A 20912-nucleotide genomic window follows, 5' to 3' on the forward strand; every position below is an offset into this window, starting at 1 on the left:
GCGCAACGCGGCCAGCAGCCTGGGATCAGGCGGGCCGCATAACGCGATTTCCTGGTTCGACGAAGGCCGGAACAGCAACGCGCCGTTCTCGGCGACGATGCGGTCAAAGAGCGCTGCTTCCGGGAAAGCATTCTGCAGGTCGTGCAGCTCGCGTCCGGTCACCAGCAAGAGTTTGCGGCCGGAGGCGCGCAACCGGTCCAGCGCCGGAAGCACGATGCCGTCAACTCGGCCGTGGGTGGCCAGCGTTCCGTCGTAATCGGTGGCAAGCGCAAGAAAGCGCATGGCGGATTGGATGCCAGAAAAAGCAAATTCATTGCTGATTGTCGATTGTCGATTGCCGATTTTCAAATCAATCTTGCCGATTAGGGAATCGCAAGTATTCACGGCGACATTTTCCATTGAGAACGCCCAGATATCTCGCTTAACCTCATTAGTTCTCCATTGTTGCGGAGGTGAACATGGGGGCACAAGCCGAGCAGCTGAAGCAAAGGACCAAGGAATTTGCCGTTCGGGTGGTCCGCGTGGTCGAAGCCCTGCCGCGAAAACCCAGCGCCAGTGTCATTGGCCGCCAAGTGCTTAGGTCCGCGACGTCAGTTGCAGCAAACTACCGCGCCGCGTGCCGTTCCCGCTCTCGTGACGAATTTGTCGCAAAACTGGGAATTGTGATCGAAGAAGCGGACGAGACGACTTTCTGGCTCGAAATGCTGGTGGATACCGGCTTGGTGCCGCCCAAGCGCATGGCGCAGCTCATTGACGAAGCAAACCAACTGGTCGCGATCTTTACCGCTTCGAAACGAACGGCGGAGGCGGCAAAATCGGCAATCGACAATCGACAATCGGAAATGGTTTTGCCTTAGGAGGAAAATGACAATGGTAACTGCCTCCGCATCGTGGACCGATGGGGAACGATTCGTGGGGGTCGCCAGCAGCGGGCACGCGATTGTCGTGGATGCCGCCAAGGACAAAACCGGACCGAGCCCGATGGAACTGGTGCTCATCGGCCTGTGCGGCTGCACCGCCAGCGATGTCGTCGGCATTCTGCGCAAGAAGCGCGAGCCGTTCACGCGCCTGGAAGTCAGCGCCGAGGCGGAGCGCGCGCCCCAGCCTCCGGCGGTCTACACCTCCATCAAGCTGCGCTACCGCGTCGCCGGCAAAGTCTCGCGCAAGTCGGTCGAGGACGCGGTCCGCCTGTCCAAGGAGAAGTACTGCTCGGTCTCGCAAATGCTGGGCAAGACGGCGAAGATTACGTCGGAGATCGAGGTCCTGCCGGGGTGAGTTCCCGCCCCCTCGGTGGCTCGGTGGTGAATAGTTGCTGACTTGTGCATCCACAACGAAAATATTTGCAGCCCCGAGCCAGGTAGCTGCGTCTAGCCTGCATGCCAAAAAATGTCGTCATCTTCACGCAACCGGGTTGACCGCCGTGCCGCACCGCCAAGGCCTACCTCTCGGCGAGAGGTATCGAGTACGAGGACCGCGATGTGTCGGTGGACGCACAGGCGGTAAACGACTTGGTCCACAAGTACCAGAGCCGCTCGACGCCGACGCTGGTGATCGGCGAAGAGGTGATGATCGGATTCGATCCCGACCGCCTGGACGAGTTGATGATGGGCGACTAGCCGCAGATTTGGATGAGGGACACGGAGGCACGGTGTGAGCCGTGCCTTTTGTGTTGGACGCAGTCGACGGTCGATGGTCGATGGTCGACGGCCATTCAGATAAACTCGAGCAGCCGTGAAAACGGAGATCGCAAACGCCGAATCGCGACTGCCGCCCAGTGGCGCTCATGCGGCCCACCCCGTTCGCGGCTACGTGTTCATCGCGGCGGCGGCGTTGTGTTGGGGAATTTCGGCATCGCTGGGAAGGGCAGCGTTCACCGGCCGGCTGGTCACGGGGCAGGCGCTGCCGCCGATCGGACCGCTGATTCTGGCGCAGACGCGCGTCACGCTGGCCTTGCTGGTGCTCGCGCCCGTTCTGCTGGCGCGGCGGCGAGCGGCGGGGCTGAAGATGTCGCGCGCCGACCTAGTGCGCGCACTGCTGATCGGCGTCCTCGGCGTGGCGGCCTCGAATTATTTCTATTACCTCGCGATCCAGAAGACCAACGTCGCCACCGCCATCATCCTGCAATACACCGCGCCGGTGTGCGTACTGCTGTACATGGTGGCGCGGGGCGTGCAGAAGGCGACGGCGTCGCGCGTATTCTCCGTCGCGCTGGCGGTGGTGGGCAGTGCTCTCGCCATCGGCGCCGTGGGCACAGGCCAGTTCCGCATCAATCCGATCGGGGTAGCGGCAGGCATGGCCGCGGCACTGTCATTTGCGTACTACAACATTTTTATTCCGCCGCTGCTCAAGCGGCACGACCGTTGGAAGGTGCTGCTCTACATTCTGATCGGCTCGGCGCTGTGCTGGCTTGTGATCAACCCGCCGTGGCGAATCATCGCCGGGCACTACTCGCGGGCGCAGTGGGCATTTCTGGCGGTGTTCTCGGTGACCTCGGTGCTGCTGCCGTTTTCGTTTTACATTGCAGGATTGCAGCACCTGGATGCCACCCGCGCCATCGTGACCAGTTGCCTGGAGCCGGTGTTCTCCATCCTGATCGCCGCCCTGACGCTGGGCGAACTGGTGCGCGGGGTGCAGGTGGTGGGAATCGTGGTGGTGCTGACGGGCACGGTGCTGGTGCAACTCTCGGGGAAAGAGGAGATGGTGGAGCCGATAGAGTGATTTGTAATTTGCAATTTGTAATTTGCAATTGTTCTGTCGCGGCAGTGTCCAGAACCTGGAAATTACAAATTACAAATTACAAATTACCAATTACAAATTCGGGACTATTCCCACGCCTTCAGCTCTTTGCCTTTCGTTTCCGGCAGGAACACCACCGCTACGATCATCAGCAGGTACGCGGACAGGGAAAACGTTGCGATCGCAGCTCCCAGCGAGATGCGCACACTGAGGTAGCCGACGAGAGCGGGGAACAGGGCGCCGATGCCGCGTCCGAAATTGTAGGAAAAACCCTGGCCGGAGCCGCGCACGCGGCTGGGGAAAAGTTCGGTCAGAAACGCTCCCATGGGGCCAAACGATCCCGAGGCAAAAAATCCCAGCGGAAATCCCAGCACCAGCATGACGTGGTTGCCGATCGGGAGATAGGTGTAGGCGGCGACGGCCACCAACGAGCACACGGCGAAGAGGATGAGCGTGCGCCGCCGGCCGAGCCGGTCCGTCAGCCAGGCGCTGACCATGTATCCGGTAAACGATCCCACGATCACCACCAGCAGGTACGCGCCCGTGTTCAGCACCGACAGGCCGCGCGCCGTCTTCAGGTAGGTGGGCAGCCAGGTGGTGATCGCGTAGTACCCGCCCTGCGCGCCGGTCGCCATCAACGAGGTCAGCACGGTGACGCGCAGCAGCGAGGGCGAGAAAATTTCCAAAAACCGGCTGGCATCGCCGGATGCGGCCAATTCCACCCGGGTGCGGCTATAGACCTCGGGCTCCGGCACGTAGCGCCGGATGTAAAAGACCAGCAGCGCCGGAAGGATCCCGATCCAGAACATGGCGCGCCACGCCAGTGTCGCTGGCAGGGCGGAAAATAGCACGGCATAGAAAATCGCCGCCATTCCCCACCCGACTGCCCATCCGCCTTGGACAGTGCCGACGGCCTTGCCGCGATGCTGGGCGCGGATGGCCTCACCCATCAACACCGATCCGACCGCCCATTCGCCGCCAAATCCGAGGCCCTGCAGGCCGCGCGTGACCAGCAATTGCCAAAACGAATTGGTGAAGCCGCTGAGAAAGGTGAACAGCGCGAACCAGGCAATGGTGATCTGCAGCACGCGGGCGCGTCCGTAGCGGTCGGCCAGAAGTCCGGCGAGCCAGCCGCCGACGGCGGAGATGATGAGCGTGGCGGCGGCCAGAATCCCGGCGCGTCCTTTGCTGATATGCCACAGCGTAATCAGGGCCGGAATCGCGAAGCTGTACACCATAACGTCCATGCCGTCGAGCGCCCATCCGCCAAAGGTGGCGATTAGCGTGCAGCGCTCGTGGGGAGCCAGGTCGAGGAGCCAGGGCTTGGACTGATGCATGGCGGCGGGATTATAGAGGATTGACGACTGAAGATTGGAGATTGACGATCCTTTGGCTCGGCTGACATCCGGATGCGCTGAGTCGCGTACTGCAGCCGATCATGGCATTATGCTTGACGTAACGCGTAGCTTGGAGAAAATCATGCCACTTACCGCTATTCACCCTGGTGAACATCTGGCCGAAGAGCTGAAGAAACTGGGCATGAGCGCCGCGGAGCTTGCGCGCCAGCTCGATGTTCCGACCAACCGCGTCACCGAGATCCTGAATGGAAGGCGCGCCATCACTGGCGACACGGCCCTGCGCCTCGCCCACTTCTTCGGCACAACTGCCGAATTCTGGCTCAATCTGCAAAGTCTTTATGATTTACGGATCGCGCAGAAGAAGGTTGGGAGATCCATTAAGGGATTGCCGATCCTGAAACGTGTCGAACACGTACACGCATAGAACTCTTATTTATTCGTAGCGCAGCGCTTCGATGGGATCGAGGTTGGCGGCGCGGATGGCGGGGAACATGCCGCTGGCGAGTCCAACAAAAGCAAGGATGGCGGTGGCGATGGCCAGGATACGCGGTTGGATCAGCAGCGTGATATCGCCGGCTTCCGCGTGCTTTGCCAGTGCGCTATAAAGAGTGATGCGTCCGGCGCCGAGCGAAACCGCATACGACATGATGATGCCGCAGACCCCGCCCACCGCGGTGATGACCAGCGCTTCGGCGAGGAATTGAAAGAGGATGTCGCGTTTGCGGGCGCCGAGCGCTTTCTCCACACCGATCTCGCGGGTGCGCTGGGTCACCGACACCAGCATGATGTTCATCAGCCCGACGCCGCCGATCCCCAGCGTGAGCGTGCCGATGAAGCCCATCAGGATCTGGATGCCGAGGGTGATGATTTCAAATTGCGCGAGCTGCTTTTGCGCGTCGAACACAAAGATGGCGCGCTGGTCCTCGGGATTGAAGCTGTGCGCGATTCCCATGGTTTCGCGAATGGTCTTGGTCACCTTGTCGTGGTCGAGCGCCTCGTAATCCAGCCAGATGCTGCCGACATAATGGATGTCCTTCAGCAGGCCCATAGTGTTGTAGGGGATGTAGACGGTGCGGTTGATGTCGTCGTCGCCCTCCTGCATGCGCGCATTGAGCACCCCGACAACTTCAAAGGTCACGCCGCCCAGGCGCACACGCTGGCCCACCGCGGGCGCTCCCGAGAACAGCTTTTGCTTGGCTTCCCAGGCGAGGACCGCGACCCGCGCGTGAGAAAAATTGTCTTCATCGGTAAGCAGGCGGCCGGACTCGGTGTTCAGGTTCCAGATATTTTGTGCCGGCGGATCGATGCCCTCAACGTCGAAATTGAAGGCCCGCTCCTCGCGCTGCACGGGAACGGTCTTGCCGTTGGCACGGGCCATGTGGCGTACCAGCGGCACAACGTTGCGCAGGCGCTCCAGGTCGTCGTCGGTGAATCGAGTCTCCACGCCCGCTTTGTTGCCGCCCGCCTGCATCGAAGTGCGCCCGGGAAATACGCCGACCGCCTTGGCGCCAAAATTGTTGAAGATGGCATAAATAGCGCGGCCGAAGCCGTCGCCGTAGGCGAGCAGCAGCACCACGGTGGCGATGCCCCACGCCATGCCGAGCATGGTAAGGAGGGTGCGCCGCCGGTTGTGGCTCATGGCCTCGTACGCCATCTTGAGCAGGTCGCCGCTCATTTATTCCTTCCTCAACGCTTCCACCGGCTGCAGCATGGCGGCTTTGCGCGCCGGATAGAGGCCGGCGATGATTCCCGCCAGCGCCAAACTCCCGATCGCTATAGCCGCCGATGAAGGCACGATCTTGGGCGTGTCCCATCCCGGCGGCGCGGGCAGCGTGCCCAGCGCGGCACACAATGCGGCGGCCACGGCCATGCCAAAGCCGCCGCTGAGCAGGGTCAGGAACGCGCCCTCGGCAAAAAACTGGAACATGACGCTGCGATTGGTGGCGCCCAGCGCCTTGCGCAGTCCGATCTCCGGGGTGCGCTCCGCCACCGCCACCAACATGATGTTGATGATTCCGATCGCGCCCAGTGCCAGGGTCACCAGGCCGACGGTGCCGAGAAACATGTCCATGGCGTCAAAAATCTTGCCCACCATGTCGTAGGTCTGGATCGAGTCCCACTCGTCGAAGGCGTCTTTGTTGGTCCAGTCGAACTGGTGGTTGCGGCCCACGATCTTGTGCACCTGGGCGCGGGCGAGTTCATGCAGCGCGTGCACCCGCGGCTGGTAATTGATAAACGAAATTGCGTCCGGCACCTCGCCGGTGTCCTTGCGGGGAAAGAACATGCGCATGGTCTCGAAAGGGATCATGATGCGCAGGTTCATGGTGTTGTTATCGCCGTGCCCGATGCGTTCGACGGTGCCGATCACCTCGAAGCGGACGCCGTTGAGCAGGATGGTGCTGCCCACGGCGGGTTGTCCCTGGAACAGGATTCGGCGCGCTTCATCGCCGAGCACGACCACCGAGTGGCGTTCGGTGTTGTCGCCGTCGTTCAGCCAGCGGCCGGTCTTGATGGGGATGTAGCGAATCAGGTTGTAATTCGGGGTCACGCCCATGAGCTGGCCGGAGGAGCTGTTGAACGCGCTCACCGCGCGGATGTCGCCGCGAAAAATTCCGGGAGCGGCAGCGCGGCACTCGTTGCATTCGCGAACGATATCTTCCCAGTCGCGAAAGGTGAGGTAGTACTGGCGCATGCCGTTGAAGTTGCCTTCAACCGCCGGCGCGCGCCCGCCCCAGATAAAGAGCACGTCTTCGCCCAGCGTCGAGAGCTGCTTCTTCTGACCGGTGCGGAAGCCTTCCCCAAGGCCCACCAGCAGCAGCAGCGAACCCACGCCCCACGCGATGCCGAACATGGTGAGAAACGAGCGCATCTTGTGCGCCCACAGGGTGCGCAGCATCTGGCCGAGAATATCGAACAGCATGCGCATGTTGCTGTACCGGGATAGACGGGGCGAACGGAGCTTGGTTATCGTCCCTGTCTACACATACGCCAGAGTAAGCGGAATTGTTCCTGGGAGATGACGCGAAACGGGGAATTTACAACGTTTTACATAGGTTCTCGGTTCACGGTTATCGGTTCTCGGTTTGTGACTAACGCCGGCCATAAGGTCACCGAAAACCGATAACCGAGAACCGAAAACGTGCCAGCGAAGTCACTAGGTCTTGCTCGCCAGATGGAAGTACCTTCTCGCGTGCTTCACATCATGCGCGATCTGCTCGCGCAGCGCTTCCACGTTGGGAAACTTCTGTTCGTCTCGCAGGCGCCGCAGGAAACAGAGCTCGACCTCCGTTTGCGCGGTCAGGGAAATGGGATGGAAGTTGAGCAAGTGGCTCTCGATGGCGAAGGAGTCAGGTCCGAAGGTGGGACGGACGCCAACATTGGTGACCGAGTCGAAGGTCTCCCCGTTGACCCGCGTGCGCGTGATGTACACGCCGTTGCGCGGGACCATCTCGTCGTAGCGGCTCAGATTGATGGTCGGGACGGTGTACTTGAGCCCGTAGCCGCGGCCGCGCCCGGGCGTGGAGACGATGCTGAACACGCGGTCCAGCAGATGACGCGCGCGGCTCACATTGCCCGCGGCCAGCAGTTCCCGGATGCGCGAGCTGGAAACCACTTCGCCGCGGATGGTGAGCGCGGGGTAGATTTTCACTTCGAACCCGAACTCGCGTCCGAACTCGGCCAACCGGTCCACGTTCCCCTGCGCGCGGTGTCCGAAGTGGAAATTGAAGCCCTCGTGCACTTCGCGCGCATGCAGGGCGCGCACCATCACCTCCTCGACAAATTCCAGCGGCGTCATCAGCGACAGGTCGCGCGAAAACGGGAGCACGAGCACGGCATCAACGCCGGTTTCCTCCAGCAGGCGCAGCTTCACCGGCAAGGGCGTGAGCAGGCGCTGCGCTACGTCGGGGCGCAGCACGCGCATGGGATGCGGGTCGAAGGTGACCACGATCGAGCTGCCGCCGATCTCCCGCGCGCGACGCACCAGTTCGCTCACCACTCGGCGATGTGCCCGGTGCACGCCATCGAAGTTGCCGACCGAGGCGATGGCAGGTCCGTGGTCGGCCGGAACTTCGTCGAGATGGCGGAAAATCTTCATTCAGGTGCGACTAGCGACTCACCAGCAAAAAGCTGAACCGCAAAGGACGCCAAGGACGCAAAGAAGGAAGAACGAAATCCTTTGCGGCCCTTCGCGTCCTTAGCGGTTGACTCTTTTTCGATTCCCAAGTTCATTCAAATCTCAAATTCCAGCTTCATTCCATCGTGCGAAAGCCGCACGTGCTCCGGCAGCCCGGCATTGGTTTCTTCGTGCCCTAGGTCGTGGGAGATGTGGGTGAAAAATGCCCGGCGCGGATGGAGCCGCTCGATCAACTCCAGCGAATTCGCAACCGTCGAGTGCGTCGGGTGCGGCTTGTGGCGCAACGCGTCAAGGAACAGGATGTCCAGTCCTCCCAGCCGCTCCATCGAGCGCTCCGGAATTTCGTTGAAGTCGGTAAGATAGGCGGCCGAACCGAAGCGGAAGCCGCAAATTTCGACGTCGCCGTGCATCACCGGGATGGGATCGAAGCAGACGCCGTGCAGTTCCAACGGTCCCTCCAGCGTATTCAGTTCCACCTGCGCGATGCCGCCGTACTTGTAATCACCCGCAAAGATGTAGCTGAACATTTCGCGGATGCGTCCAATCGCCGATGTCTGCGCGTACAGCGGAATCTTGCCGGCGCTGTGAAAGGTCAGCGGGCGCAGGTCGTCGAGGCCGAGGATGTGGTCGGCGTGAGCATGGGTGTAGAGCACGGCGTCGAGGTGGCGGATGCCTTCGCGGATCGCCTGCTCGCGAAAATCCGGCGTGGAGTCGATCAGCACCCGGTGCTCGCCGTACTCCACCAGGACGGACGGGCGCGTGCGGCGGTCGTGCGGGTCGGTCGAGGTGCACACCGCACACCGGCAGCCGATGGTGGGCACGCCCATGGACGTCCCGCTGCCGAGCACGGTCAGGATGGCTTTCATTTGATGTTGAGTCCACCTGGTGGCGGCGGCGCGCCCGGCGTCTGCGGGCCGCGCGCGATCGCGTTGGTGACCTCGACATAGGCCATGCGCAGCTCGTAGAGGACGTTTTGCATCAGGTTGTCTTCCATCATCGTGAGATTGCCCTTGGTTTTGTCGGCCAGCATCCCCAGCGTGTCAATGGTCGAGCGCGCGCCCAGCAGGTCCACCCCCGCCTGGCCTCCCTGCTCGTGCATCAAGCCCAATTGCATGAGAGCGCTCATGTACAGCGAGGCGATGAAGCGCTCGAAGTTCATCTCGAAGTCCTGCACGCGGCGTCCGCCGAGTTCGGACTGGATCTGCGCATCGAGCTTCTTCGACGTTTCCTTGAAGGCATCGTGCTGCGCCTGGCGGTCGGCAACGCTCGGCGGCGGCGGGACGTTGCGCTCTTCCGGCTTCGGCGGTTCGGGTGGCGGCGGCTCAGGCGCCACGGGCGCCACCGCCTTTGGCGGCTCCGCAGGGCGCGCTGCCGGCGCCGGCTCGAGCGCCGGTTCGGGCGCAGTTTCACCTTCCGACGTGAAGCGCCGGCGGTCGGTCACGGTAAATTCGGGTTCTTTCTTGTCAGGCATAGCTGTGACTGTTTAGAAGAATTACGGGTCCTTACATCGCCCCGGCTGAAACTGAAACTGAAACTGAAACTGATTCATGCCGCCAGCTCCTTGTAGGGCAGCAGTTGGGCGATGGCGCGCGCACCGTCAACCCTGAACTCCGTGCCGGTAGCGAGGGCTTCTGTGCGCACATACCCGAGCGCCAGCGTGCGGGCGCCGTTGCTGCCCGGAACCGTGAGCGCGCTGGTGACCTCGCCGACGTCCTTGCCGTCCTGCTGGATCTTGGCGCCCGGTACGGGCGGTGGGCCATCCACCACAAACCCGGTCAGCTTGCGATGGAGCAGCGCGCGCGAGTGGATGCGTTCCACGATTTCCTGCCCAATGTAACAGCCTTTCTTGAAATTGAGTGCCTGCCCCTGATCGGTTTCCTGCGGCAGGTAGCGCTCGCTGATGTCCTGGCCGTAGCGCGGAATGCCGGCGGCGAGACGGAACATCTCCAGCGCCTCGGTGCCGACCGGCTTGGCGCCGCTGCGCACCAGCGCATCCCATGCAGCGCCGGCGTTGGCGGGCGCGAGCCAGATTTCATAGGCGTGCGAGATGTCGCCGGCCGTGCGCGTAACCGAAAGCCCGATGTCGTTCCAGGTAATGTCCTGCACCTGAAGCGGCTCTGCGTCGGCCAATTTGAAGCCGAATCCCGCATCGCCGAGCACCTCGCGCGCGCGCGGCCCCTGAACGGCGAGCGAGGTGAGCTTGTCGCTGATCTCGGTGAGCTCCACATCATCCATGATGATGTATTTGTTCATCACTTCCAGCAGCTTGGGCGCCTGCCAGCGCGCCGTGTCCATCAGCAGGTAGTCGCCGCGATTGTAGATGTACATGTCCGCCAGGATGCGCCCCTGCGCGTTGAGCAGGAAATTGTAATTGCCGTGGCCAAACGGAAGGTCGCGAACGTTATTGGTAACCATGCCATTCATCCAGCGGACGCGGTCGGCGCCGGTGGCCACGATTTTCGCGCGCCAGCCCAGGTCGTAGATGCCGGCCCCGGAGCGCAGTTCCACGTATTCGCGCCGGGCATCGCCGAAGGCGGCAGCGGTTTCCGCGCCCAGGTAGTCGCTGAAGCGCGCGCCGGCGGCGGCAAGCCGGTCATGGAGTGGAGTCGTGGGCATGGTCGAAGAAATGATTATAGTCGACGGTCAGCGGTCGACGGCTGACGGCAAACTCAAGATCCCTCGACTCGCGCCACCCAAAACCAGGCAGCGCTCGCTCGGGATGACATTTCAATCAGTGTCGGTCCTTGGACCGTCGGGTGTCGACCGTCGACCGTAGACCGTCGACTGCTGTATCGTGTCACCCGTGAGCGAGAGAAAAAGGATTGCCGTGGTCCCCGGCGACGGCATCGGCAAAGAAGTCATTGCCGAGGCGCTGAAGGTGGTGCGCGCCTGCGGAGCGCCGGTGGACTGCACCGAATTCGACTGGAGCGCCGATCGCTACCTGCGCGACGGCACCACCATCCCAGCCGACGGATTCGAGATGCTGGCGCGCGATTTCGACGCCATCCTGGTCGGCGCCCTCGGCGATCCGCGCGTTCCCAGCAACCTCCATGCCAAGGAAATCCTGCTCGGCATGCGCTTCAAGATGGACCTCTACGCCAACCTCCGCCCGGTGCGGTTGCTCGACGAAAGTCTCTGCCCGCTCAAGAACGTGAAGCCCGAGGACGTCAACTTCACCATCATTCGCGAGAACACCGAGGGCGTGTACATGGACATGGGCGGCACGTTCAAGCAGGGCACGCCCGATGAGGTCGCGACGCAAGAGGACATCAACACGCGCAAGGGCGTGGAGCGCGTGATCCGCTACGCGTTCGATTATGCGCGACGCCACGGCCGCAAGAGAGTTCTGATGACCGACAAATCGAACGTCATGACCTATGCGGGCGGGCTGTGGCAGCGCGTGTTCAAAGAAGTGGCAAAGGAATCTCCGGAGATCGCAACGCAGCACATGTTCGTGGACGCGCTCTGCCCTGCGATGGTGCGCGAGCCGCGGCAGTTCGAGGTGATCGTCACCAACAACATGTTCGGCGACATCCTCACCGACCTTGCCGCCGCGCTGCAGGGCGGGCTGGGAATGGCCGCAAGCGGAAACATTCATCCCGGCCGCACGTCGATGTTCGAGCCGGTGCATGGGTCGGCGCCGCCGCTGGCGGGAAAAAACGTGGCCAACCCGCTGGGTGCAATCCAGAGCGCGGCCATGATGCTGGCGCACCTGGGACTCCAGGAGCATGCCGGCCGCATGGATGCCGCGGTGTTGGCGGCGGTCCGGGCGAAACAGTTGACCCGGGACGTTGGCGGAAACATGGGCACGCGAGAGGTAGGCGACTGGGTCGCGAAGCGGGTGAGCTAATCGGGCGATCGGGTGATCGGGTGATCGGGTGATCTGAAAATCCCAGTAAGTTCAAACGCAGCATGCGAACCTCAGTGAATTGTCATTCCGAGCGAAGCGAGGAATCTTTGTTTCATTTCCGATTGTCGATTGCCGATTGCCGATTGTTGCTGCGCGTCGCGATTCTCGTCCTCTTCGTCGTTTCATTGGCAACGGCGCAGGCGCCTCCGCAAGCCCAGCCACCGCCATCGAAGCCCAACGTCACCCTGCAACCGCCGCAGCAGCCGGGAACCAAGCCCACGCCGCCCGCGCAGGCCACCCCCGAGCACCGCATCACGCCCGAGGAAGCCCAAGAACTGCTCAATGCGGTTGATGAGGTGCTGAAGTTCGACAGCGCCGACACCGGCCTGCGCATCAAGCACCAGATCAAGCGCCAGCTTGCCGACCGCGAGCAGGTGCAGACCTACATCGAGGCCCGGCTGAAAGAGGATGAAGACACGCAGCGGCTGCGGCGCTCCGAAGTTGTGCTCAAGAAATTGGGTTTGCTGCCGCGCGATTTCGATTTGCAGACCTTCCTGGTTGAATTGTTGCGCGAGCAGGTGGCCGGCTATTACGACACCAAGAGCAAGACCGTGTACCTGCTCGACTGGCTGCCGCCGGCGTCGCAACTGCCGGTGATGGCGCATGAGCTGACGCACGCCCTGCAGGACCAGAATTTCGGGCTGGAGAAGTGGATCGAGAAGGGAACGTCGGAGAAGACGCCGACGGAAGAGGCGCGCGGTGACGAGGAGATCGCGGCGCGCCACGCGGTGGTCGAGGGCCAGGCGATGGCGGTCATGATCGATTACTTGCTGGCGCCCACCGGCAACTCGGTCGCGAACTCGCCGACCATCACGCAGGCGATCCAGCAGGGCATGATGGAGAGCGACGACTCCCCGGTGTTCAACCGCGCGCCGCTGTTCCTCAAGCGCGTGCTGCTGTTTCCTTACCGCGAAGGGCTCAATTTCGAGCGCGAGTTGCTGGTCAAGGGCGGCAAAGACAAGGCCTACGCCGGCGTGTTCAAGTCGCCGCCGCAAAACACGCGCCAGGTGATGGAGCCCGCAACCTACCTCGCCGGTGAAAATCTCCCGCAAATGCCGGTGCCCGACATCGCCAAGCTGCTGGGAAAAGATTGGGAGAAGTATGACGTGGGTTCGATTGGCGAGTTCGACGTCGCGGTGATGGCGGAAATTTATTCCGGCGCCGACGTGGCGAAGAAAATTTCTCCGCAGTGGCGCGGCGGCTGGTATTACGCGGTGAAGCGGAAAAATGGCGGCGAGCTGGCGCTAGTGATGGTGACGAAGTGGGCGAACGGGATAGCGGCGAACGATTTCTATGGCCTGTATGGCGGTTACGTCCCCAAGCGCTACCAGACGCTCCCGGCGCCCTTGCCCGCTCCTCCCGTGCTTTCAGGACCAGCACCTCGTGCCGCCGAACTCTGGAACACCGCCGAGGGCCCCGTGGAAATCAGGCTGAGTGGCGATATCGTCATCACGATCGAGAGCGTGCCGGCGGAGATAGTCGAAAAAGTGCGGCAGGCAGTGCTAGGGAAGTAAGCTGTGGCACACGCGCCCTCGCGTGCGCAGTACGAACCACCAACCACCCACCCTAGCCACCGTTTTGTATAATCCCGATTCACCCCTCATCAGGAGACTTCCTTGCCGGAAGCGGAAATCGGAATCATCGGCGGCAGCGGCCTGTACCAGATGCCGGGCCTGACCGGCATGCGCGAGAGCAAGCAGGAAACACCTTTCGGGGATCCCTCGGACAAGTACATCCTGGGCACGCTCGAGGGCCGCAAGGTGGCTTTTCTTTCGCGGCACGGGCGCGGGCACCGCCTCATGCCCAGCGAACTGAATTTCCGCGCCAACATTTACGGCTTTAAACAGCTCGGAGTGGAGCGCATCCTGTCGCTTTCGGCGGTGGGATCGCTGAAGGAAGAGCACAAGCCGCTGGAGTTCGTTATCCCCGACCAGTTCTACGACCGCACCCGGCGGCGCGTTTCCACGTTCTTCGGTGACGGCGTAGTGGTGCACATCGCCTTTGCCGATCCCGTCTGTCCCGAGGTCGCGCAGGCAATGCAGCAGGCATGCGGCGCGGCGGGCGTGGTCGGCAAGCGCGGCGGGACCTACCTGTGCATCGAAGGGCCGCAGTTTTCCACCAAGGCGGAGTCCAACCTGTACCGCTCCTGGGGCATGGACGTGATCGGCATGACCAACCTGCAGGAGGCCAAGCTGGCCCGCGAGGCCGAGATCTGCTACGCGACGTTGGCCATGGTCACCGATTACGACTGCTGGCACCCGGCGCACGATTCCGTCACCGTGGACCAGGTGGTCGCGGTCCTGCTGAAGAACGCGGCCAACGCCTGCAACGTGGTGCGCGAGGCGGTGAAGGTGATGCCGAAACAACGCAAGTGCCATTGCGGGTCGGCGCTGGCCTCGGCGATCATTTCCGACCCCAAGTTGATTCCGGCGGAGACGCGCGAGCGGCTGAAGCTGATTCTGGAAAAGTATCTTGGCAAGAGTTCGTAAGAGTCTTCAGTCTTCAGTCGCCGGTCTTCAGGCCCGCGCTGACGACCGAAGACTGACGACTGAAGACTTCTTGGGGGAGTAATGGCAATTCTAGTTGTAGGCTCGGTCGCGTTCGACACCATCCAAAGTTCTTTCGGCAAGGTGGAAAAAATCCTCGGCGGATCGGCGACTTACTTTTCCCTCGCCGCCAGTTATTTCACCGAGGTGCGCATTGTCGCCGTGGTGGGCGACGATTTCACGCGTGAGCACGAAGACGTCCTGCGCGCGCGCGGCGTCTGCCTCAAAGGCCTGCAGCGCGCCCCGGGCAAGACGTTTCACTGGGGCGGCGAGTACGGCGAGAACGTCAACGAGGCCAAGACGCACTTCACCGACCTCAACGTCTTCGAAAAATTCCAGCCGCAGATTCCCGCCGAATATCTCGACTCCGAATTTCTTTTTCTCGCCAATATTGATCCCGTGCTCCAGGCGCAGGTGCGGCGCGAGCTCAAGCTGGTGCGCCTGGTTGGCGGCGACACCATGAATTTCTGGATCAACGGCAAGCGCCGCGAGTTGCTGGAGACGCTCAAGCTGATAGACCTGCTGCTGATCAACGACACCGAAGCCAAGATGCTGGCCGGCGAGTCCAACCTGTTGCGCGCGGCCAACAAGGTGATGGCGATGGGTCCCAAGGCGCTGGTCATCAAGCACGGCGAGTACGGCGCGACCATCTTTTTCGGCGACCGTATGTTCGGCGTCGGTCATCATCCGTTCCGCGCGCCCGCGCTGCCGCTGGCCGAAGTCCGCGATCCTACCGGCGCCGGCGATTCTTTTGCCGGCGGATTCATGGGCTACATCGCCTCGCAGGGCGAACTGAACCGAGAAGTGCTGAAGCGCGCCATGTTTTATGGCGGCGTGATGGGATCGTTTGCCGTGGAGCGCTTCGGCCCGGAACGCCTGCAGAACTTGACGCGGGAAGAGATCGACGCGCGCTTCGAGATTTTCCGCGAACTCACGCATCTCGAGTGACCAGTTCACCACCGAGACACCGAGATCACCGAGCTTCACCGAGAGATTACAAACTCGGTGAGTCTCGGTGTCCTCTGTGCCTCGGTGGCAAGTTCATTTAAGCTTCTCCCATGGCCGTTGCGCCGAAAAACTGGAGTGTGCGCCAGGAACGCGCCGAGCGCCTGCGCGAACGCGCTGTCGGCATCGGCGAGGTGCAGGTGCTGGCGCTGGCCGCGATTGTGCTCTCCGTGGCCTCGGTCGCGCACTACTACAAGTGGGGCCAGATCCTGCTTTCCGGCGATGCCGTGGCGCACATCAACATCGCCCGCCGCGTCTTCGATTCGCGCACGCCCGGCTTGCAGCAACTCGGCACCGTATGGCTGCCGCTGCAACACCTGCTCACCATTCCATTCATCATCTCCGACGCCGGCTGGAGCAGCGGAATCGGCGGCGCCATTCCCTCGATGGCCGCGTTTGTTTTCGGCGTGCTCGGGATGTTTCGCCTGGTGCGCTCCGGACTCGCCTGGATTGGCGGCGAGGATGGTCCCGCGCGCGTGGCCGCCTGGATCGCCGCCGGCATCTTCGCCGCCAATCCCAACCTGATTTATCTCCAGACCACGGCGCTCAACGAGCCGCTCAGCCTGGCGCTGCTGATCTGGGCCACCGCCTTCTTTACCGACTTCGCGCAGTTCGCCCTCCACGGTGAAGACGAGGAGGCGGCGCGCCATCTGAAGTGGTGCGGCTGGCTGCTGATGTGCGACATGCTGCTCCGCTATGACGGCTGGTTCTACGGCGCGGCATTCGTCGCGGCGGCTGCGGGGGTCGTCCTGGTTGCATCGCGCGCGCGCCTGCGCCGCAACTTGCTGGGCAATCTCGGTCGTGCGCTCGCCACTTTCGTTCTCATTAATGCGCTCGCGCCCGCGCTCTGGTTCGGCTACAACGCATTTCTCTGGGGGAACCCGCTGGAGTTCGCCACCGGCCGGTATTCGGCCAGGGCGATTGCGCAGCGCTCGCGCCACGCCGGCGAACCGCATCATCCCGGCTGGCACAGCCCGACTGTCGCCACGCAACACTTAGTCCGCAATGCAACCCTGACGCTCGCCGAAACGCGCCGAGATCCGCGCTCTCCATCATCGTGGATGGAGAAAACCTGGGTGTTGCTCGCGATGGCGTCAATCGGTCTTGTCCTGGTCCGCTGCCGGGGACTGTTGCCGTGGCTGCTGCTCTGGCTTCCATGGCCGTTTTACGCCATCGCCATCGCCTGGGGCGACGTGCCCATCTTCATTCCGCAGTGGTGGCCGTTTTCGTATTACAACACGCGCTACGGGCTGCAATTGTTGCCGGCCGCCGCCGCCTTGGTCGCGCTGCTGGTGTATTTCGCCATGACCCGTGACCGTTCGCCGGTGTGGCGCGCGGGCGTGGCGGTGATGGTGTGCGCGTTCGTCGCCCTCAGCTACACCTCCGTTTGGCGAAACGTGCCCATCTGCCTGCGCGAAATCAGGGTCAACGGCGGCCCGCGCTACGCCTTGGATGGGCGGCTGGGATCGCTGCTGGCGAGCCTGCCGCCTTCTTCGACCCTACTGATGTTCCTCGGCGACCATGGCGGCGCGCTCGAGCGGGCCTCGATCCCCATGAAGCGCACCATCAATGAAGGGACTAAGAACGTGTGGGACGCCGCCCTGCGCGCGCCCGCCGCGAATGCGGATTTTGTGATTTCCGGCACCGGCGACCCGGTGGCAGAGGCGGTGGCGCTGCATCCCGAGAATTTGGAATTGCTGATCGTGGTGCAGACTGCGGGCCAAGTGCCGGTGAGAATCTATAGGAGCAGGCATTAGGGTTTTAGGCTTTAGGTTTTAGGCGTTAGGCTTTAGGCTGCCTAAGACCTGAATCCTAACGCCTAAGACCCAAAAATATGTCCGCCATTCCATTCACCAAGGCTCACGCATGCGGCAACGACTTCCTGCTCATTGAGGGCAAGCACGCCCCCAAGGATCTGGAGGCGTTTGCGGTTAAGATCTTCGACTGGCATCAAGGCGTTGGTGCCGACGGCGTCCTGTTTAACGCCGACGGCTCTGAGGCCGAAATCTCCGGCAATGGCACGCGCTGCGTCGCCGCCCACCTGGTGGCGCAGAAAAAACGCGACAAGCTGACCATCCGTACCGGCGCGGGCATCAAGACCTGCGCCCTCATCCGTCACGAAGGGCATCATTTTGAATTTGAAATCGCCATGGGCGAGCCGCAGGTCGGCGATCCGTTTTCCCTCAAGATGGCTTTCGGCGAGCAGCTTGGCATTCCGGTCTCAATGGGCAACCCGCACTTTGTGTTGTTCGTGGATGAGTTCGTTCCCGGATGGCAGGCGGAGGCGAGCGAGATCGAGCATCATCACGACTTCAAGTTTGGCACGAACGTTGAGCTGGTACGCATTCTAGCCAAAGGAGAAATTGAAATCCGAATTTTCGAGCGTGGGGTGGGCGAAACGCGCTCCTCGGGTACCGGATCGTGCGCCGCCGCCGTGGCCGCAATCGCCAGCGGACGGGCGCAGTCGCCGCTGCGCGTGACATCGCCCGGCGGCTCGCAGACGGTGCGCTGGGAACGCGAGGTCTTCCTCACCGGCCCGGCGGAGATTGTGTGTCGTGGAGAATTTTTCATCGGGTGATCTGGTGATCGGGTGATCGGGCGATCTGCGCAGCGAAAGGCGACCGACGACAAGCAGCCGAAAACCTAACGCCTAAAACCTAAAGCCCGAAGCCTCATCGCTGCTACCATGAACGCAATGCCGGGCGTGCGAAACGATTCATCCAAGACGCCAACTCTGCTCAAGCCTCCCGCGCTCCGTCCCGGCGACCGCGTGGGGATTGTCGCGCCCGCCAGCTATTTCAAGCGCGAGCTATTCGATCGCGGTGTGGCGGCGCTGCGCCGGATGGGATACGAGCCCGTATTCCTCGACACCATCTTCGACCGCGATCTCTATTTTGCCGGTTCGGCCGCCAGACGAGCTCGCGAACTGGAAGGCATGTTCTCCCGCGATGACATCCGCGCCATCCTCTGTGTGCGCGGCGGTTACGGCGCCAATTACCTGCTGCCGCATATCGACCTGGACATCGTCCGCAAGCATCCCAAAATTTTTGCCGGCTACAGCGACGTCACCTGCCTGCTCACATGGTTCCACGATGCTGCCGGCCTGGTGACGTTTCACGGTCCCATGATCACCGGTGATTTCGCCCGCGAGCACGGCGTCAACGAAATGTCGTGGCAGGCGGCGACTGCGGGGAACTTCAACTGGGAACTGGCTTCGCACCAGGTGTTCGGACTCAATCCGATGGTGCCGGGCCACGCCGAGGGCGCGCTCTACGGCGGCTGCCTGTCCATCCTGGTGGCTTCGCTCGGCACCCCCTACGAAGCGCAGACGGAAGGCAAGCTGCTTTTTTTGGAAGACGTCGGCGCCAAGCCTTACCAGATCGATCGTATGCTGATGCAGATGAAGTTCGCGGGAAAGTTCCGCGACGTGCGCGGCATCATCTTCGGCGAGATGATGGACTGCATCCAGTCGCCCGACCAGCCCTACACCTTGCAGGAAATCGTGCAGAGAATTGTCGGCGATCTCCGGATTCCCATCGCGTATGGCTTGAGATCGGGACACGTCTCGCGCGAAAATGCAACCTTGCCTTTTGGGGTGAAAGTGGCGCTCACCGTGACCGCGGAAACCGTCCGCCTCGAGTTTCTGGAAAGTGCGGTGGCGGCGCGGGGAATTGCAACATCGGGTGATCGGACGAGCGGGTGATCTGAAATAAAGATGGAGCGCGCTCGCCCTCGAGCGCGTTTCAATCGGCAATCGGCAATCGACCATCGAAAATGGTTTTGCGTTAACTCATGTCGAAGCACGTTCATCTGATCGGTATCTGTGGCACCGCCATGGCATCGCTGGCGGGCATGCTGAAGCAGCGCGGCTTCGATGTCCGCGGCTCCGACACCGCCGTCTATCCGCCGATGTCGGATTTCCTCGCCTCGCTCGACATTCCGGTTGCGCAGCCCTACGCCGCCCAAAACCTCGATCCCCGCCCTGACCTGGTCATTGTCGGCAATGCCATCTCCCGCGGAAACCCTGAGCTGGAGCGCGTTTTGAACGACCGCATCCCGTTTCAGTCCATGGCCCAGTTGCTCTACGACGAATTCCTGCGCGGCCGCGAAATCATCAGTGTCGCGGGCACGCACGGCAAGACGACCACCACCTCCATGCTGGCGTGGATCTTCGAAGCCGCCGGCCGCCGCCCGTCGTTCCTCATCGGCGGCATCGCGGAAAATTTCCGCGCCAGCTTCAAACTGGACGGCGGGCGCCACTTCATCATCGAGGGCGACGAGTACGACACCGCCTTTTTCGACAAGGGCCCGAAGTTCCTGCACTACTTTCCCGACGCCGTCGTGCTCACTTCCGTCGAGTTCGATCACGCCGACATCTACAAGGACCTTGACTCGGTGAAGACCGCCTTCAAGCGCCTGGTCAACCTGGTGCCGCAGCGCGGGCGCATCATCGCATGGGACGGCGCGCCCGAGGTGGACGAATGTGTCGCGCGCGCCTTCTGCCCTGTCGAACGCTACGGCTTTGCCGGCGAGTCGCACTGGCGCGTCACCGGCGTCCGCTACGATACCGACCGCACCCGCTGGTCGGTGCTGCGCCAAGGAAAGCCTTGGGCGGAGTTCGATTTCGCGCTCGCCGGCGAGTACAACGTGCTCAACGCCACCGCTGCCGCGGCCATGGCGTCCACTTCCGGCATTGACGCCGCGCAGATCGCCGAAGCGTTGAGCACCTTCCAGAGCGTGAAGCGCCGCCTGGAGGTGAAGGCCGAAATCGGCGGCATCACCATCATCGACGATTTTGCGCATCATCCCACCGCCATAGCCGAAGCGCTGAAGGCGCTGCACACGCGCTATCCCGGACGCCGCTTGTGGGCCGTGCTGGAGCCGCGCTCGAACACGCTGCGCCGCAACGTCTTCCACGAAGCTTTGGCGCAAAGCCTCTCCATGGCCGACGAGGTGATCGTAGCCGGCATCTTTAAGTCGGAGGCGATTCCGCAGGCCGAGCGGCTCGATGTCGGCGAGGTCGTGCTGGCAGTCCGCCGCCGTGGCACGCCGGCGCGGCAATTGCCCGATGCTGACGCCATCGTCAGTGCCATCGTGCCCGAACTGCGCTCCGGCGACGTGGTCGCCATTCTTTCCAATGGCGGCTTCGGCGGCATCTATGAGAAGCTTCCGCGTTCGCTGAAAAGCCGCGAGGTCTCCGCGAAAGCGTGAACTACTCCCGC

The 20912-nt window shown here is 62.3% G+C and carries 20 protein-coding genes; 13 read left to right on the forward strand and 7 right to left on the reverse strand.

The window, feature by feature from the left end; genetic code table 11:
• The first annotated feature begins 458 nt into the window (after positions 1-458).
• The 4 genes from LAN70_09660 to LAN70_09675 all read left to right on the forward strand — a co-directional run bounded on the left by LAN70_09660 (position 459) and on the right by LAN70_09675 (position 2718).
• Positions 459-857, forward strand: coding sequence for a four helix bundle protein (locus tag LAN70_09660; GenBank protein ID MBZ5511421.1), 399 nt, complete (start codon positions 459-461; stop codon positions 855-857).
• A gap of 7 nt (positions 858-864) precedes the next feature.
• Positions 865-1275 carry an OsmC family protein gene (locus LAN70_09665; protein MBZ5511422.1) on the forward strand — a complete coding sequence of 137 codons (411 nt, stop codon included), beginning with the start codon at positions 865-867 and terminating at the stop codon, positions 1273-1275.
• Between the two features lie 182 nt (positions 1276-1457).
• Positions 1458-1616: a glutaredoxin family protein gene (locus LAN70_09670; protein MBZ5511423.1), complete on the forward strand. Its 159-nt coding sequence runs from the start codon at positions 1458-1460 to the stop codon at positions 1614-1616.
• 115 nt (positions 1617-1731) lie between these two features.
• Complete coding sequence (locus LAN70_09675; protein MBZ5511424.1) at positions 1732-2718, forward strand: DMT family transporter; 987 nt, start codon at positions 1732-1734, stop codon at positions 2716-2718.
• Between the two features lie 104 nt (positions 2719-2822).
• On the opposite strand, the gene LAN70_09680 is transcribed toward LAN70_09675, so the two are convergent.
• Positions 2823-4073: an MFS transporter gene (locus LAN70_09680; GenBank protein MBZ5511425.1), complete on the reverse strand. Its 1251-nt coding sequence runs from the start codon at positions 4071-4073 to the stop codon at positions 2823-2825.
• A gap of 142 nt (positions 4074-4215) precedes the next feature.
• On the opposite strand from LAN70_09680, the gene LAN70_09685 reads away from it, so the two are divergent.
• Entirely contained in the window at positions 4216-4518 is a 303-nt protein-coding gene (locus LAN70_09685; protein ID MBZ5511426.1) for a HigA family addiction module antidote protein, read from the forward strand.
• Between the two features lie 9 nt (positions 4519-4527).
• Here the strand turns inward: LAN70_09685 and LAN70_09690 are convergent, their stop codons facing one another.
• From LAN70_09690 to LAN70_09715, 6 genes are all read right to left on the reverse strand, one after another.
• Complete coding sequence (locus tag LAN70_09690; GenBank protein MBZ5511427.1) at positions 4528-5769, reverse strand: ABC transporter permease; 1242 nt, start codon at positions 5767-5769, stop codon at positions 4528-4530.
• Positions 5770-7020, reverse strand: coding sequence for an ABC transporter permease (locus LAN70_09695; protein MBZ5511428.1), 1251 nt, complete (start codon positions 7018-7020; stop codon positions 5770-5772).
• Positions 7021-7248: 228 nt separating this feature from the next.
• Entirely contained in the window at positions 7249-8190 is a 942-nt protein-coding gene (locus tag LAN70_09700; GenBank protein MBZ5511429.1) for a bifunctional riboflavin kinase/FAD synthetase, read from the reverse strand.
• A gap of 134 nt (positions 8191-8324) precedes the next feature.
• Positions 8325-9095 (reverse strand): MBL fold metallo-hydrolase, encoded by a 771-nt coding sequence (locus LAN70_09705; protein MBZ5511430.1) that lies wholly within the window; start codon positions 9093-9095, stop codon positions 8325-8327.
• Positions 9092-9700 (reverse strand): DUF1844 domain-containing protein, encoded by a 609-nt coding sequence (locus LAN70_09710; GenBank protein ID MBZ5511431.1) that lies wholly within the window; start codon positions 9698-9700, stop codon positions 9092-9094. Before LAN70_09710 ends, LAN70_09705 begins: the two co-directional genes overlap by 4 nt.
• Positions 9701-9774: 74 nt before the next feature.
• Positions 9775-10845 (reverse strand): aminomethyltransferase family protein, encoded by a 1071-nt coding sequence (locus LAN70_09715; protein ID MBZ5511432.1) that lies wholly within the window; start codon positions 10843-10845, stop codon positions 9775-9777.
• Between the two features lie 178 nt (positions 10846-11023).
• Here LAN70_09715 and LAN70_09720 point away from each other — a divergent pair, with 178 nt between their 5' ends.
• The 8 genes from LAN70_09720 to mpl all read left to right on the forward strand — a co-directional run bounded on the left by LAN70_09720 (position 11024) and on the right by mpl (position 20901).
• Positions 11024-12079, forward strand: a complete 1056-nt coding sequence (locus LAN70_09720) for a 3-isopropylmalate dehydrogenase (GenBank protein ID MBZ5511433.1) — start codon at positions 11024-11026, stop codon at positions 12077-12079.
• Positions 12080-12186: 107 nt separating this feature from the next.
• Positions 12187-13653, forward strand: coding sequence for a hypothetical protein (locus tag LAN70_09725; GenBank protein MBZ5511434.1), 1467 nt, complete (start codon positions 12187-12189; stop codon positions 13651-13653).
• 102 nt (positions 13654-13755) lie between these two features.
• Entirely contained in the window at positions 13756-14628 is an 873-nt protein-coding gene (gene mtnP / locus LAN70_09730; protein MBZ5511435.1) for an S-methyl-5'-thioadenosine phosphorylase, read from the forward strand.
• Positions 14629-14709: 81 nt separating this feature from the next.
• A complete protein-coding gene (locus LAN70_09735; protein ID MBZ5511436.1) occupies positions 14710-15633 on the forward strand; it encodes a sugar kinase in 924 nt (307 codons plus the stop codon).
• Positions 15634-15743: 110 nt separating this feature from the next.
• Positions 15744-17447: a hypothetical protein gene (locus LAN70_09740; protein ID MBZ5511437.1), complete on the forward strand. Its 1704-nt coding sequence runs from the start codon at positions 15744-15746 to the stop codon at positions 17445-17447.
• Positions 17448-17524: 77 nt separating this feature from the next.
• Positions 17525-18268 (forward strand): diaminopimelate epimerase, encoded by a 744-nt coding sequence (dapF, locus tag LAN70_09745; protein MBZ5511438.1) that lies wholly within the window; start codon positions 17525-17527, stop codon positions 18266-18268.
• Positions 18269-18376: 108 nt separating this feature from the next.
• Positions 18377-19393 carry an LD-carboxypeptidase gene (locus tag LAN70_09750; protein ID MBZ5511439.1) on the forward strand — a complete coding sequence of 339 codons (1017 nt, stop codon included), beginning with the start codon at positions 18377-18379 and terminating at the stop codon, positions 19391-19393.
• Between the two features lie 89 nt (positions 19394-19482).
• Complete coding sequence (mpl, locus tag LAN70_09755) at positions 19483-20901, forward strand: UDP-N-acetylmuramate:L-alanyl-gamma-D-glutamyl-meso-diaminopimelate ligase (protein MBZ5511440.1); 1419 nt, start codon at positions 19483-19485, stop codon at positions 20899-20901.
• Positions 20902-20912 lie beyond the last annotated feature (11 nt).

It is taken from the genome of Terriglobia bacterium (assembly GCA_020072845.1).
Lineage (GTDB): Bacteria > Acidobacteriota > Terriglobia > Terriglobales > Acidobacteriaceae > JAIQGF01.